The organism is Acinetobacter sp. UBA3461, from assembly GCF_002381195.1.
Taxonomy (GTDB): Bacteria; Pseudomonadota; Gammaproteobacteria; order Pseudomonadales; family Moraxellaceae; genus Acinetobacter; species Acinetobacter schindleri.
On the sequence record NZ_DFRO01000027.1, the window covers coordinates 61,078 to 76,509 of the forward strand.

11 protein-coding genes are annotated in these 15,432 nt (G+C 44.0%); 6 read left to right on the forward strand and 5 right to left on the reverse strand.

Annotated elements, in window-relative coordinates; genetic code table 11:
• Positions 1–23: 23 nt before the first annotated feature.
• Genes B3D47_RS07655 through B3D47_RS07665 form a run of 3 tightly spaced genes read right to left on the reverse strand, consistent with a single transcriptional unit; the run spans position 24 to position 4,997 of the window.
• Positions 24–3,131, reverse strand: a complete 3,108-nt coding sequence (locus tag B3D47_RS07655) for an efflux RND transporter permease subunit (RefSeq protein WP_004814760.1) — start codon at positions 3,129–3,131, stop codon at positions 24–26.
• Between the two features lie 21 nt (positions 3,132–3,152).
• Complete coding sequence (locus tag B3D47_RS07660; protein ID WP_004814761.1) at positions 3,153–4,286, reverse strand: efflux RND transporter periplasmic adaptor subunit; 1,134 nt, start codon at positions 4,284–4,286, stop codon at positions 3,153–3,155.
• A 51-nt stretch (positions 4,287–4,337) separates the two neighbouring features.
• Positions 4,338–4,997, reverse strand: a complete 660-nt coding sequence (locus tag B3D47_RS07665) for a hypothetical protein (RefSeq protein WP_286861139.1) — start codon at positions 4,995–4,997, stop codon at positions 4,338–4,340.
• Positions 4,998–5,305: 308 nt separating this feature from the next.
• Here B3D47_RS07665 and pilG point away from each other — a divergent pair, with 308 nt between their 5' ends.
• From pilG to B3D47_RS07695, 6 genes are all read left to right on the forward strand, one after another.
• Positions 5,306–5,689, forward strand: a complete 384-nt coding sequence (gene pilG / locus B3D47_RS07670; RefSeq protein ID WP_004814763.1) for a twitching motility response regulator PilG — start codon at positions 5,306–5,308, stop codon at positions 5,687–5,689.
• 30 nt (positions 5,690–5,719) lie between these two features.
• Entirely contained in the window at positions 5,720–6,088 is a 369-nt protein-coding gene (locus tag B3D47_RS07675; protein WP_004814764.1) for a response regulator, read from the forward strand.
• Positions 6,089–6,093: 5 nt separating this feature from the next.
• On the forward strand, positions 6,094–6,630 hold the full coding sequence (locus B3D47_RS07680) for a chemotaxis protein CheW (RefSeq protein WP_004814765.1): 537 nt from the start codon (positions 6,094–6,096) through the stop codon (positions 6,628–6,630).
• A 44-nt stretch (positions 6,631–6,674) separates the two neighbouring features.
• The gene (locus B3D47_RS07685; protein WP_163165237.1) at positions 6,675–8,747 is read left to right on the forward strand and encodes a methyl-accepting chemotaxis protein; all 2,073 of its coding nucleotides are present in this window, start codon (positions 6,675–6,677) and stop codon (positions 8,745–8,747) included.
• A gap of 168 nt (positions 8,748–8,915) precedes the next feature.
• A complete protein-coding gene (locus B3D47_RS07690; RefSeq protein ID WP_286861143.1) occupies positions 8,916–13,415 on the forward strand; it encodes an Hpt domain-containing protein in 4,500 nt (1,499 codons plus the stop codon).
• 3 nt (positions 13,416–13,418) lie between these two features.
• Entirely contained in the window at positions 13,419–13,880 is a 462-nt protein-coding gene (locus B3D47_RS07695; protein WP_008307514.1) for a hypothetical protein, read from the forward strand.
• Positions 13,881–13,953: 73 nt separating this feature from the next.
• Here B3D47_RS07695 and dapE read toward each other — a convergent pair whose 3' ends face one another.
• Both dapE and B3D47_RS07705 read right to left on the reverse strand, forming a co-directional pair.
• Positions 13,954–15,090 (reverse strand): succinyl-diaminopimelate desuccinylase, encoded by a 1,137-nt coding sequence (gene dapE, locus B3D47_RS07700; protein ID WP_286861146.1) that lies wholly within the window; start codon positions 15,088–15,090, stop codon positions 13,954–13,956.
• Positions 15,091–15,214: 124 nt separating this feature from the next.
• The gene (locus B3D47_RS07705; RefSeq protein WP_004891790.1) at positions 15,215–15,364 is read right to left on the reverse strand and encodes an entericidin A/B family lipoprotein; all 150 of its coding nucleotides are present in this window, start codon (positions 15,362–15,364) and stop codon (positions 15,215–15,217) included.
• Positions 15,365–15,432 lie beyond the last annotated feature (68 nt).

The window sequence follows — 15,432 nt, forward strand, 5'->3', positions numbered from 1 at the left end:
TCACCCCACTGTTATGCAATAAATTATGACATGATTTTACGTGTATGGCGCAGCATAAAATTTTTAAAGTCATCTAAATAAGTAAAGATGACTGGAACAACGACTAAGGTCAGTAGGGTAGAGGTGATCACCCCGCCAATCACCGCATGTGCCATAGGTGCACTTTGTTCACCACCTTCACCGAGTCCAAGTGCCAGAGGAACCATACCCATGACCATGGCACTCGTTGTCATCAGGATTGGACGTAAACGGGTTTTACCGGAAGCGATAATGGCTTCATAGCGATCTTCGCCACGATCCATGGCTTTCTTGATGAAGTCAATCAGCAGGATAGCATTTTTGGTCACTAGACCCATCAACATAATGATCCCGATGATCGAGAATAGGTTCATGGTCGAGTTAAACAGGAACAGGGCTAGGAATACACCAATCAAGGATAAGGGCAATGAAGCCATGATCGCAGCTGGGTGAATAAAGCTGTTGAACTGTGAACCGAGTACAATATAAATGAACACGATCGATAGAGTTATCGCTGTTAGGGCATAGCCTGCGGATTCGGCCATATCAGCATTGGCGCCTTGAGTGTCAAAGCTATAGCCCGGTGGTAAGTCAAAATCAGCCTGTACTTTGCTAATGTCCGTACCGATATCGCCTGCAGGACGACCAGCAGTATTGGCTTCTACCAAGACTTCACGTGCCAGATCACGACGGTTAATCTGGGATGCTCCAAGTTTTTCCTCAAATTTTGTCACACTTGAGAGGGGAACCATGATTGGTTGACCATTCGCATCAGTCTTATTTGATGTGAGATACATATTCTGTAAGTCACTTGGTAGAGTACGTTTATCTTCAGTCAGGCGTAGATTCACATCATAAGTTTCACCTTTTTCATCTTGCCAGGAGGTGACATCATCACCAGCAATTAACGGACGTATGACATTGGCAATCTGATTGACTGAAAGACCAAGATCACTTGCCAGTAATCGATTGACCTGTACACTCAGAGTAGGCTTGGGTTCTTTCAATGAACTCTCAAGGTCAACCACACCCTCTACTTTGCTAATCTCTGCCATAAAGCGGTCAGAAATTTTTTGTAATTCATCCAGATCTGGCCCTTTAATAGAGATCATGATGGGCTTTTGCCCACCAGAAACAGTTTCGTCTGCAGAGGCGACTGAAGTAATGGTAATCCCGCCTACAGATTGCAAGCGCTCACGAAATTCATTGTTAAGGTCGTTCAGGGTTTTTTCACGTTCAGTCCGTGGTGTCACGGTAACGCGCAGACTGACATGGTTTTTGCCCCGATCGGTAACCCCATTAATGACACCATAAGTCGCACGTACATCCGGATGTTTACGGATGATCTGATCAACCTGCTGGAGTTTGGCTTGAGAATACTCCAGAGATGAATCAACCGGAGTTTCGAATTTAATCCGGATTTCACCTTTGTCTGGCACAGGTACAAATTCGGTACCAATCAATTTGGAAAGTCCGAGAGCACCGAATAGAGAAGCAACCGCAATCAGAATTGTGATCAATCTAAAACGCAGTGCCAGTTTGAGTAATTTCTCGTAGACATCGCTTAAGCCATCGAGCTTATTGGAAATCCAGGTAAAAAACCGTTTTACTGCGTTGGGTTTTTTATTTGAGTCCTTTTTACGCTCTGCCCAATGCGCAGACAGCATTGGATCCAGGGTAAAGCTGACAAACATGGAAATCAGCACAGCGGTACTTACCGCAACGCCAAATTGGAAGAAGAAACGACCAATAATACCGCCCATAAAAGCAACGGGTAAAAATACCGCAACAATGGTCAGAGTTGTGGCGAGAACAGCCAGACCAATTTCTTTGGTGCCATCCAGAGCGGCAGTGACATGGTCTTTGCCCATATCACTGTGACGTACAATATTTTCCCGGACCACAATGGCATCATCAATCAACAGACCAATACTGAGCGAAAGTGCCAGCAGCGTCATCATATTGATGGTGAAACCAAAGGCCCAGATAAAGGTTAAGGTACCAAGCAGGGCAATCGGTAGAGTAAGGCCAGTAATGACAGTAGAACGGAAAGAACCTAAAAATAGCAATACGATCAGTACTGCAAGCACAGCCCCTTCAATGATGGTTCGTGCCACATCGCCAATCGTTCCACGAATGCTTTTGGAGGAATCGACCACCACTTGCAAGGTCGTACCTTGCGGGAGCTGGGCTTTAATGCTTTCTAAAGTTTTATAAGTTTCATCGACAACTTCAATAACATTAGAGTCAGAACTACGCAGAATATCGATAGCCACTGCTGCCTTGCCATCCAGGAAAGCACCTGTTTCCAGTTCGGCCTGACTATCCTCAATCTTGGCAACCTGTTTCAGGAAAATAGGCGCACCATTTTTATTAGCAATGACCAGGTCCCCAAAGGCTTGTGGATGCAGCACTTTAGAGTTGATTTCAATCACCAGCTCAGAATTGCCAGATTTCAGCGTACCACCAGGAACTTCAACATTTTCAGATTTCAGTGTGTTAATAACACTGTCTACACCAATCCCAAAAGCTTGTAATTTTTGTGGTTCAACCTGAATACGGATCTGACGCTGGGCATCACCGAGCAGGTTGACTGTACCCACACCGGGAACAGTACGTAGCTGCGGCACAATACGTTGATCAAGATAAGAACTTAATGATTTGAGATCCATTTTGTCGGATTCAAATACAATCGACATGACTGCATTGGCAGATGGGTCATAACGCTCAACCACGGGTTCCTGAATTTCATCACGAAAATCGGCAGTAACAGACGCAATTTTATCTCGCACATCCTGTGCAGCAGTGGTTGATGGTACATCCAGGTTAAATTCTGCCGTAATCATCGACAGGCCTTCACTGGATTGTGAAATCACTTGCTTAAGGCCAGAAATGGTATTGATCTGGTCTTCCAGTTTTTTGGTGATCTCAGATTCAACCGTTTCAGGAGAAGCACCCGGATAGTTGGTATAGACCACCACAAAGGGAAAATCCACATCTGGAAACTCTTCCACACCCATACGTTGCCAGGAAGCGAGGCCCAGTACCATCAAACAGAACATCATCATGATGGTAAATACAGGAAACTTCACACTAATACGCGTCAACCACATCTTGATAATCCTTTTATGATTTTAGTTCTGGCCAAGGGTGACGGTTTTATTAATATCGGCATCCGTGAAGCTGATTCGACTGATCCGATCACTACTTTCAAGTCCGCGAACGACGGCAAGATTATCGTTATAACGTTGTTCTAGTACATCCACATTTACTTTGATGATCTTATTCTGGCGAATAGCCCAGACATAAGGCTTATTCTGAATATCCCGAATAGTATCCAGAGGAATCAGCTGTCCTGAAATCTGGCGAGCACTGAGAATCTCGCCATCCACAAAGGAGCCGATACTTAAAGAAGTAATGGTTTCATTTGGACGAGCAAAGAATTCAATCTGACGACTGGCCTGATCTGCAATAGGCGAAATCCGGCTGATATTGGCAGTAAGCAGGTTTGGATTGCCCTGAATACGGTATTCAATTTTACTGCCAGTTTTCAGGTCAGCCTGCATGTCGCTTGGCACTTTAGCCTGAATTTCCAGTTGATCTGGATCGACAATTTCAAAAATGGTTTGACCGGGAGCGACAGTCTGACCTGGCTCAACCTGACGTTGGGTAATTACCCCACTAATCGGGCTGCTAATGATGCCATCCCGATCTGCCTTTTGTGCAATATCGACATTTGCCTGTTGTGCACGAACATTTTCTAATTGTGTTTGATAGTCGACACGGCTTTGTTCATATTCAGCTTTGGAAATAAAACCTTGATTGAGTAGGCGCTGCTTACGTTCCATCATGAGGCGTGCCTGATTCGCCTGTGCTTGAGCCGATGCACGATTGGCCTGGGCCTGTGCAAGACGCGCAGCATTATCCTGATTATTCAGGCGAACCAGCACCTGACCTTTCTGAACGCGTTGCCCGACTTGAGCATTGACACTGGTCGCTGTAGCGGTCACCTGAGCCTGAATGCTACTTTGATTTACCGCACGGATAGTCCCGGTAAATGCTGTTTTTTGCACGGCATTGCCTGTCTTTACCTCAATCAGGTCTTGAGCAATCAGTTCTACAGTGTTTTGATTTTTTGATGGTGTTGAATCAGCTGTTTCTTGTTTATTACATGCAGTTAAGAGTAGACTCATACAGAGTAGACTCATGACAAAAGTAGAGCGACTGGTATTATTTTTCGAAAAATAAGTATGCTGTGCAGGGTGCATAGGAGTCCTTTTTATAGCGCTGACCACAGAAGCAGCATCAGGAATAAAAGATTATTCAAGCGCTTTTAAACGCTGGATAATTCTGTCGTATTCTGCTTCCTGATTTCGATAGCGACTTTGTAAAGATTGAATATTTTCTTTTTGTGCAGTCAGGTTTTTTTCATTGATAACTAAGGTTTTTTTAAGGTGCTCAGGCACATTTTTACCTTTACGCAGAAATTCACGTTCCTGACGTACAAACATAATCCGATCTTTTTGTAGCTGCTTGAGTTGCTCTTGTTGGAAAGCCATTTGTTTTTTCAACTGAGAGAGTACTTCATTCTTTTTTTGTAATGCAATCTGACTATTATTATAGGCACGTTTTAATTTCTGGTCTTCTGCCTGTTGTCTGGCATGTGCTGCGCGTTGAGGTGCCTGACGAATATCTGCTTCAACATTATAAGGTTTGGCGCGCTGAATCACCTGCATATTTTGATCTAAGGCTTCATAGCCATAACGAATATGATTAGGGGTCACGTTGCTGCTAATATTTGCTACCCCCTTATGATCATAATAACGATACCATTTTGCCTTTTGAGGTACGTTATTTGTTGCGGATGTATGGCTAATAGTCAATATGGTTTGCAGCATAAGTACCATTAAAACAGCAGTCTGCCTGATTATGGATTTTCTTTGACCCATATAAGCAGGTTTTTCCCCAAACTGGCGCATTATCGGCTCCGCGAAAAAAAGTTTACTAATAAAGTTCTTTTAAAGTTGACTAAATTACTTAATTAGAAGTAATAATATTGGTATATTATTCCTAATTCCGACAATAAAAAACTATTACCACTCAAAAAAAAATCATTGAAACAGGGAAAGTGTGAAGTCGTTATTGAAATTATAATTTTTTGACTACTTGTGTAGAAAATGCTCGTTGATAATCTCTGGACAGGTATGTTAAAAATAATCGACACTTATATAAAATTCCGCTATAAGCCTGTGGTCGCTTATGGTTTCTGAATGGGAAGGGGTAAGAAATGGACGATAAATTCCAAAATCTAAAAGTGATGGTCATTGATGATTCAAAAACCATTCGTCGTACAGCAGAAACTCTTCTTCAGCGTGAAGGTTGTGAAGTCATTACCGCAGTAGACGGTTTTGAAGCATTGTCAAAAATTGCAGAGGCAAATCCCGACATCGTTTTTGTAGACATCATGATGCCTCGCCTTGATGGTTATCAGACTTGTGCCTTAATTAAAAACTCGCAAAGTTATCAGAACATTCCTGTTATTATGCTATCGAGTAAAGATGGTTTGTTCGATCAGGCCAAAGGCCGTGTGGTAGGTTCAGATGAATATCTCACCAAGCCATTTAGCAAAGATGAGTTGCTTACCGCAATCCGCAACCATATCAGTGCTTAATTTATTTGATTTTTTCTTGGGGAAATTGGCATGCCACGTATTCTAATCGTAGATGATTCACCGACCGAAACTTTTCGTTTCCGCGAAATTCTATCCAAGCACGGCTTTGACGTGATTGAAGCAGCAAATGGGGCTGATGGGGTGACCATGGCGCAGGCAGAATTGCCTGATCTGGTGTTAATGGATGTCGTCATGCCAGGGGTAAACGGTTTTCAAGCGACACGTCAGATCGCTCGTGGGGCAACAACCAAACATATTCCAATTGTCATTGTAAGTACCAAGGATCAGGCAACTGACCGTGTATGGGGTAAGCGTCAGGGTGCAGCAGATTATCTGACCAAACCTGTAGATGAAAATCAGTTAATTGATGTGATTAAGCAACACCTCAATGCAGGATAAGCGCTATGGCAGCGAATGGATTTATCGAACTGCTTCGGATTGCGAAACGGGGTAACAAAAACTACGTTTCCAATGACAACGAAGTCAACCGATGGTCAGGCATTGCTTTTGAAATGATGGGGCAATATTTTGTTGCTCCGCTCGGGGAAGTATCGGAAGTTATCTATCCGCCAAAATATACACCTGTTCCCAATACTCAGCCGTGGGTAGTGGGACTGGCAAATATTCGGGGCAGACTGCTTTCAGTCTCGGATCTGGCTCAATACATGTCTGGACATAGAAGCCAGTATTCACCTACTCAAAAAGTATTATGCATTAACCATAATGATCAGTATGTCGGCCTGGTTGTAGATCAGGTTTTGGGGATTCAACACTTTAATAAGAAAAGTTTCTTTTCTAAAACAACTGAATTAGACAAAAATTTACAGGAATATTGTCAGGGGTATTTCCACCAGCATAATCAGCAGTGGCATGTCTTTTTATTCAGTCGTTTGTTGCAAAATCCAAAATACATGAATGCATCTATAAAATTTATAAATTAATTGTCGCACGAAAGTAAAAGGGCGTAAATTCGGGGAGAAGCTTTATGGGCTTTAAGCTTAAGAAGAAAAATACAGGCGAGAGTAACAGCCGCAGCGGCGGTAATGCTTTTTTAGCCAAGATTCAATCACAAGCAGATCAGCTATCACGTGTATTTGGGGATAGTGAAAAGTCTAAGCCACTCATTTACGGAGCAATTGGCTGTCTCGTAGCTGCAACTATCACGCTGTTATACCTTTTCTATAGCGTTCCTCGTGCCAACGAACTTACACAAAGTTTGGGTGAATTGCGTCTACTTTCACAAACCATTTCGCGTCAAGCAACTGAAGCGACTGCTTCCGGTACGCCTGAGGCGATGAAGAATCTGACCGAATCACAGCAGTCATTTGCTGAAAATCTGGAAACAGTAAAAAGTATCCATTCGAATAATGAAGCCCTGCAAGCGGTAGACAAGCAATGGACTGAAGTATCTTCAAGTATTGACCTGATTTCTTCACAACAAAAAATCATTAACCAACTTTACGATACTAACATCGCGATTGGTGAAGCAATTCCAGGGATTCAGGCAGAATATAACCTGATGGTCGATCAGATGGCACGTCAGGACATGCCGTCGAACCAGGTAGTTATTGCCAAAAACCAGGTATTCATTGCAGAACGTATCTTGCGTTCGATCAGCTTGGTGTTAACGGGTACAGATGGTTCACGTGAGTCTGCAGATGACTTCAGTTCGGATACTGAAACATTCGGTGCTTACTTAAATGCACAGTTAGATGGTTCAGCACAACTGGGTGTACAACGTATTGATGATCCGAACTTACGTGAGTCATTAGAAGGTATTAAAGCTGAATATGATGATGTATTACAGTCAGCTGCATCTACAATTTTGAAAAACTCAGCGCAGATTGTAAAAGTACGTCAGGCATCTGCATCTATTTTTTCTCAATCTGACCAACTATTAGATAACCTGAACAAACTATCAGGTGGTTCAACCTTAAAAACAGTTATTCCGGCAATATTGTTACTTACCTTCCTGGCTGGCTTCATTGTTTGCGTATTCCGTTTACTTTCATTACGTGGTGCATCGGATAAACAGCGTGTAACTCGCCTACAAGAAGAATATGACCGTAACCAGAATGCGATTCTTCGTTTACTTGACGAAATTGCCGACCTTGCAGATGGTGACTTACGTTCATATGCAACGGTATCTGAAGATTTTACCGGTGCGATTGCTGACTCGATTAACTTCGCAATCGATCAATTACGTGACCTGGTATCGCGTATTACTGAAACATCTCAGGAAGTTGCACAATATACTGCAACTACTCAGAGCATTACCAACCAGTTAGCCGAAGCATCTGAACACCAGGCACAAGAGATTGCTGGGGCATCTGCAGCGATTAACGAAATGGCACTGTCGATTGACCAGGTATCTGCCAACGCCGAAGAGTCTGCTGTCGTTGCGGAACGTTCAGTACAAATTGCAGCAAATGGTGCAGACGTTGTACATCGTTCTATTGAGGGTATGGATACGATTCGTGAACAGATCCAGGAAACCTCTAAACGTATTAAACGTTTGGGTGAGTCTTCTCAAGAGATTGGTAACATCGTCGCACTGATTAACGATATTGCCGATCAGACCAACATCCTGGCATTGAACGCTGCAATTCAGGCGTCTATGGCGGGTGAAGCAGGCCGTGGTTTCGCCGTGGTTGCCGATGAAGTACAGCGTCTGGCAGAACGTTCTGCATCTGCGACCAAGCAGATTGAAGGTCTGGTAAAAACTATTCAGACCGATACCAACGAAGCTGTAATTTCGATGGAACAGACTACTGCCGAAGTTGTGCGTGGTGCGAACCTGTCTAAAGATGCCGGTGTGGCACTAGACGAGATTCAAACCGTATCGAATAACCTTGCAAAACTGATTGCGAACATTTCCGATGCAGCAAAACTTCAGGCTGCATCTGCGGGTCATATTGCAACGACGATGAACGTTGTACAGGAAATTACTTCACAAACAACGACTGCAACCTTCGATACGGCACGTTCGGTATCTGAACTTGCCAATATGGCCGATGCATTACGTGAATCTGTATCTGACTTTAAACTTCCAGAATAAGTCAGACAAATTTGGGGGAAGGAGCGTGTCTTAATCCCGGTTAGGACACCTCCACATACAGATCAAGCCTCGACAAGATGTACTTAACTTCAAACGTTAGGTCTCGCGTGACGGTCACAATCAAGTTTGAGCGCCCTTCTTGGCGGCAGAACGTAAGAAGCCTTAGCTATGAAAGAAATATTAAAAGATCTAGTTGAAACAACAGCGCTTCCTGAAGATAGTTATCTTGATCAAGATGCTGAAATTTTAGAGATATTTGTCGAAGAGATTGAAGAAATCTTTGTCGAGTTAAATGCTTTATTGCCACAGTGGTTTGCCACACCAGATCATCAAGAAACATTAACCACCATTCGCCGCCATTTCCATACGCTGAAAGGTTCGGGTCGTATGGTCGGTGCGAAGCAGGCGGGTGAAATTGCCTGGGCAGTTGAAGATACTTTGAACCGCGTACTTTCCGGTTCAATCAAATTAACGCCAGTCATTCAGAAGTTCGCGCAAGCAACTTTAAATATCTATCAATATATATTGTATCCATGCTTTAAGCAGGTACAGCCATTAACCGTGGATTTACGTCCAGTCGTACTTTTAGGACAACAATTACAACAGCAATTGAGTCCAGAACCGGCACTTGAAGAATTATTGCTACTTGCGGACAATCTGACTGCTGAAGGTCAGCTAACAGGTCTTGAACTTGCGGATACTGCAGAAGCAGATTCATCAGGAGTAGAGATTGCTGAAACTGCTACCGCAGAACGAGTAGAAGTTGCTGAAGAACGTACCGACCTTGAAGAAACGGTGGCAATCTTTGTTGAAGAAGCCGAGGAACATCTTGCGACAATCCATGATTTCCTGAAACACGAAAATAGTGCTAAGCAAGACTATAATGGCCTGATTCGTGCATTGCATACCCTGCGTGGCAGCTCTTCTATGGCACAGATTGATGATATCTGTGAGGCCAGCGTTAAAGTAGAGAATTTATTTAAAACGCTGGTTCAGGATGAAATTGCCTCAACTTCCAAAGAAACAGCACTATTACAGCAATATTCAGAATTTATCGGTGATTATTTACATCTATTGAAACAAGGTAACACTGAAAAGCTGGCAGGAATTTCTGCTACTTTTGAGGATGCCTGGGATGCCTATGGCTTTACTGTGACTGAAGAGCAGGATGCTGATCAATCTCAAGGTATGGTTACACGTCTGGTTGAACTGAATATTGATCAGTTACTGGATGCCGAATTTGAGTTTGATAAGCGGGTACTTGAAGAATATCCAGATTATATTGAAGCTTTAAGCCAGCAAGCCGCAGAGCTGATGGTACATACGGATAATCGTGCATCGATCGGTATTCATGAATTCGCATCCCAATTAAAAGCAGCTTATGATGCTTTGCTGGCGAGACCGGTCTTGCTTGAAAGTGATTATGCCTTCGAACTGTTTGCACAGGCACACCAGGAATTTATTCACCTGTTCGATACGCTCGCGGCAGGACAGCGGGTGATTTTGAATGCCGAAGTTGAAAAACTTCTGGCGGATCTGTCTGCCTTTGTACAGCAAGACATCGAAGTATTCGCTACAGACAAAGTTGTTGAAACTGAGGTACCTGCGCCAGTAGAGTCGGATATATCCACAGCAGTTGATTTTACTGGGCTCAGCCAGCGTATTGTAGCTGATCGTCAGCAGCAGGACGCTGAAGATGCCAACCGTGATTTCGATGAAGACTTGCTGGATATCTTCCTGGAAGAAGCAGATGAGTTGCTGGCAGGCATTGATGAAGACCTGAATACCTGGTCCAAAGAACCTGAAAATACCCACTCATTGAACAATCTGATGCGTTATTTGCATACCCTGAAGGGGGGTGCAAACATGATTGCTGCCACGCATATCGGTTCGATTGCACATGAGCTGGAAAGTATTTATGAGCGCGTGATCCGTCAGCAGATTACCGTAACACCTGCATTGATCCAGATTATCCGCCTGGTACAGGATAACGTGTCAGACCGTATCCAGAGTATTCGTGATGATAAGATTGATTATCCGGCACCTGAAGCTATTCATATGCTGCAAAATATCCAGGCACTTGTGGCTGGAACAGCTACTGCAACTCCGGTAGCTGCTGTTGAGACGGTAGAAGCAGAGACTTCTGTAGAACTAGAAGTTATTGACGATGCATCGGAATCTGCTGAGATCGTTGTGGAATCACAAGCGCTTGAGCGAGTAGACAGCTTTGAAACTGAATCTGTTCCTGCATCAGATGAGCAAATTCAGGAAGATCAGTCAGGCGAAACACTTACGGCTGAGTCAGCTGAATCTATGCTTGCTGATGAAGATGATCTGCAATCGATTGTTGAAGAAACCTTCCTGGAAGAATCGCAAGAGATTCTGGAAAATGCAGAAAAATTACTGAACCAATGGTTCGATCAGCGAAGTGACCGTAGCTTATTGCTGCAACTTCAGCGTGCTGCCCACAGTATTAAGGGTGGCGCCCGCATGATCAGCAATGAAAGCATCGCAAGTATTGCTTATGGTCTGGAAAGTGCATTTGAACAGTTTGCTGTTCATCATTTTAACTCCAATGCCTATGACAGTCTGCTGCAAAAGACCCTGAAATGGCTGGGTCAAGCCATTTTTGATCATGATTACAATGGTTTTGAGCAAATCAAAGCAGCGCTGGATGCGATTGAGTTTGTAGATGTCACTGCACAGCTACCTGAACGTCTGACCAAAACTGAAAGTCTGGAAGTTACAACTGGCTTCGAGTTTGTTCAAGGTGATGGTACTGAACCACCAAATATGATGGGTGAGTGGGCTGAGAACACCTCAAGCGATAGCAGTAACGAGATGATCCGTATTTCAGCCGAACTGGTCGAGAAGATGATTGACCTGTCAGGTGAAAATGCAATTAACCGTTCGCGTATCGAGATGGATCTGGGACAGCTCGGCAATACCTTAAATGAGATGGAACTGGCGATCAAACGTCTGGCTGATCAGCTGCGCCGTATGGAAGGCGAGCTGGAATCTCAGATTATTGCCAAACATGGCTCAGAAAACTCACGCTATGCTGACTTCGATCCGTTGGAGATGGACCAATATTCATCTCTGAACCAGTTATCTAAATCTCTTGCTGAATCTGCATCGGACTTGGTCGACTTTAAGACCACGCTCGCGGAAAAAATCCGTGATACCGAAGGTTTGCTATTGCAACAGTCGCGTATCCAGGCTGAGATTCAGGAAAGTCTGATGCGTACCCGTCTGGTACCATTTGACCGTATGTTGCCACGTTTACAACGTATTGTGCGTCAAACTTCGACTACACTGAACCGTCCGGCAGAGCTGATTGTTCAGAATACTGAAGGTGAACTCGACCGTACCATTCTGGAACGTCTGGTAAACCCATTTGAGCACATGCTGCGTAATGCGATTGACCATGGTCTGGAAGATACTGCAGAACGGCTTACGCTGAATAAGCCAGAAGTCGGTTCAATTGTCCTGAACATTAGCCGTCAGGGTACCGACGTCATTATTTCCTTTAGTGATGATGGTAAGGGGATTGATGCGGAGAGTATTCGTGCTAAAGCCATCAGTCTGGGCTTGATCAAAGCGGAACAGCAGGTGGATCAGGAAGAATTGCTGCAATTCATCTTCCATCCAGGTTTCAGTACAGCTAAAGCAGTCACCCAGATTTCTGGTCGAGGTGTTGGTCTGGACGTGGTACAAAGCGAAATCAAAACGCTGGGCGGTCACGTTTCGGTAAATTCTGAACTAGGTAAAGGCACGACCTTTACGATTCGCGTACCGACCACTGTAGCAGTCAGTGATGCCTTGATGGTGAAAGCGGGTGACCAGCAATTTGCTATTTCCCTGGCACAGATTGACCGTATTGTCCGTATTGCACCAGCAACACTGGAAACTTACTTCAACAGTAAGGATGATTACTTCAAGATTGATGGTGTGAACTACAAGCTGCGCTATCTGTCTGAGTTTGTCTCTAATCAGCCAATTCCACGTTTGAATAATGTCGCACATTCATTACCAGTACTCCTCATCAAGGGTAATGGTGGTCAAAGTATCGCTTTGCTGGTGGATCAATTAGTTGGCTCACGTGCACAGATCGTAGTGAAACCGATTGGACAGCAGTTTGCCAGTGTGGGTGTGATTGCAGGGGCAACCATTCTTGGTGATGGTCAGGTCTGTCTGATTCTGGATGGTCAGAATATTGCTCGTCAGGTTCAGGCGACTCAGCGTATCAAACAGTTATCTGATCAGCAGGATCTGTCACGTCGTGGTAATGCACGTCGTCTGGTCATGATTGTCGATGACTCGGTAACTGTACGTAAGGTAACGTCACGTCTGTTAGAGCGTCAGGGTTATGATATTGTCACTGCCAAAGATGGTGTCGACGCGATTGAACAGCTGGAAAATGTCCGTCCAGACCTGATGTTGCTGGATATTGAAATGCCACGTATGGATGGTTTCGAAGTAACTAACCTGGTTCGCCATCATGATATTCACCGCAACTTGCCAATTATCATGATCACCTCACGTACTGGGGAGAAGCATCGTGAGCGTGCCTTCAGTCTGGGTGTAACACACTATATGGGTAAACCGTTCCAGGAAGCGGAGCTGCTTGCCAATGTTCAAGAATTAATTGCTGCTCAACAGGGGTAATGAATGAATAGTCAGACTAATGTGAACGCAGTGTCGGCCGATAAAATCAGCCAACAGGAGCTACAGCATCTCATTACCGTATCTACGGGATTTATTGATGCGTATATCATCGACTGTCATGGCAAGGATCCGATGTTGCTGCCGCAGAACATTGTTCTGTCAGCGCTGGATAGTGCTACACAGGTAAAAACTGTAGAGTGGCATGATGCACAACTTCCGGTTTATGCAGTGAATGATCCAGACCGTAAGAATGGTGTAGCATTAGTTATTGAAGGGGATGAAGCGAATCAGCGTTTTGCTCTGATGTGCAATGAAATGCCCAAGACCATCCGTTTACGTATTTCGGAAATTGTCGATGATGAACGCGAAGTGACAGATCCGACGATTTTTCAGTATGTACGTATGGGCGAGGCGATGTACCATATTCCGCAGATGGCACATATTCAGTCCTTGGTCGGCCATTAAGCTATATAGATCTAAGAATATAAAAAAGGAACTCAACGGAGTTCCTTTTTTATTTGGAGCTTTTCAATCTGGCTTAGTTTGCTAACAGATTGATCAGGATTTTTTCGTAAATTTCAGCTAGTGGTTCCAGATCGGCGATATCGACATGCTCATTGATCTGGTGGATGGTGGCATTTAATACGCCTAGCTCAAGGACTTGAGCACCGGTAGGGGCAATGAAACGGCCATCTGAAGTACCTCCAGAAGTTGACAGTTCGGTTTCAGTACCAGTGACATCACGAATCGCATCTTTTGCAGCATTCACCAGTTCACCGACTGGTGTCAGGAATGGCAGGCCAGATAAAGTCCACTGAATGTCATATTCCACACCATGACGATCCAGAACTTCTAAAGTGCGTGCTTTTAATTCGTCAGCAGTCACTTCAGTTGAATAACGCCAGTTGCACAGCAAATTCATTGTGCCTGGAACAACGTTGGTTGCACCTGTGCCAGCATTGATATTGGAAATCTGGAAAGAGGTTGCCGGGAAGTATTCATTGCCATTATCCCAAACAGTTTCACAGAGTTCAGCGATGGCTTTAGATGCAGTATGAATTGGATTCACAGCAAGATGCGGATAGGCCACATGACCTTGTTTACCTTTGACAGTCAGGTTGGCATTCAATGAGCCACGACGGCCGTTTTTAACAATATCACCAAGTTTATTGGTACTAGATGGTTCACCTACCAGACACCAGGTAATTTTCTCATTACGCGCTTCTAAGGCCTGAATGACTTTTACTGTACCATTGATTGATGGACCTTCTTCATCAGAAGTGATCAGGTAAGCAATTGAACCTTTATGATCTGGATATCTCTCTACAAAGCGCTCAGTAGCAACGACCATGGCTGCCAATGCAGTTTTCATATCTGCACTGCCGCGACCATAAAGTTTACCATCACGGATTTCTGGCAGGAACGGGTCAGAGTTCCAGGCATCCAGATTGCCGGTTGGCACTACATCTGTATGACCTGCAAAACAGAACACCGGGCCTTCCGTCCCTTTGCGCGCCCAAATATTATCGACATCTTCAAAACGCATGTTTTCGATGTTGAAGCCTACCTTTTTCAGGCGTTCTGCCATGATGTTCTGGCAATCATGATCGACTGGAGTAACGGAAGGCTGACGTAACAGTTGCAGGCTTAAATCGAGAGTTGCGGAAGATGTCATATGAGATTCATTCATAAATCAAGAATATTGTGTGCACTATGATAGGCGAAGAAATAGTAATTTGGGAATCTCAGGCATAAAAAAACCCTGGCAATGACAGGGTTTTTTTATTGGCGCAGTCGAATTAATTGCGACGGATTTCTTCAGAAGTTTTTTCTGCTGTACCTGTTACTGCATCACCAGCTTTAGATACATCTTTACCGAAACCCTTAAAGGTGTTACAGCCTGTTAATACAAATGCCATTACTAAAGTCGTAGCTAAAATTTTTTTCATCATCATCTCCGTATTATCAATAATAAAATTATTATGATGTGGAACTTAGATTAGAAAATATACGAAAG

Bases quoted from the DNA above. Each gene is read 5' to 3' on its own strand.
- B3D47_RS07655 (WP_004814760.1), bottom strand. From the start codon at position 3,131: ATGTGGTTGACGCGTATTAGTGTGAAGTTTCCTGTATTTACCATCATG.
- B3D47_RS07660 (WP_004814761.1), bottom strand. From the start codon at position 4,286: ATGCACCCTGCACAGCATACTTATTTTTCGAAAAATAATACCAGTCGC.
- B3D47_RS07665 (WP_286861139.1), bottom strand. From the start codon at position 4,997: ATGCGCCAGTTTGGGGAAAAACCTGCTTATATGGGTCAAAGAAAATCC.
- pilG (WP_004814763.1), top strand. From the start codon at position 5,306: ATGGACGATAAATTCCAAAATCTAAAAGTGATGGTCATTGATGATTCA.
- B3D47_RS07675 (WP_004814764.1), top strand. From the start codon at position 5,720: ATGCCACGTATTCTAATCGTAGATGATTCACCGACCGAAACTTTTCGT.
- B3D47_RS07680 (WP_004814765.1), top strand. From the start codon at position 6,094: ATGGCAGCGAATGGATTTATCGAACTGCTTCGGATTGCGAAACGGGGT.
- B3D47_RS07685 (WP_163165237.1), top strand. From the start codon at position 6,675: ATGGGCTTTAAGCTTAAGAAGAAAAATACAGGCGAGAGTAACAGCCGC.
- B3D47_RS07690 (WP_286861143.1), top strand. From the start codon at position 8,916: ATGAAAGAAATATTAAAAGATCTAGTTGAAACAACAGCGCTTCCTGAA.
- B3D47_RS07695 (WP_008307514.1), top strand. From the start codon at position 13,419: ATGAATAGTCAGACTAATGTGAACGCAGTGTCGGCCGATAAAATCAGC.
- dapE (WP_286861146.1), bottom strand. From the start codon at position 15,090: ATGACATCTTCCGCAACTCTCGATTTAAGCCTGCAACTGTTACGTCAG.
- B3D47_RS07705 (WP_004891790.1), bottom strand. From the start codon at position 15,364: ATGAAAAAAATTTTAGCTACGACTTTAGTAATGGCATTTGTATTAACA.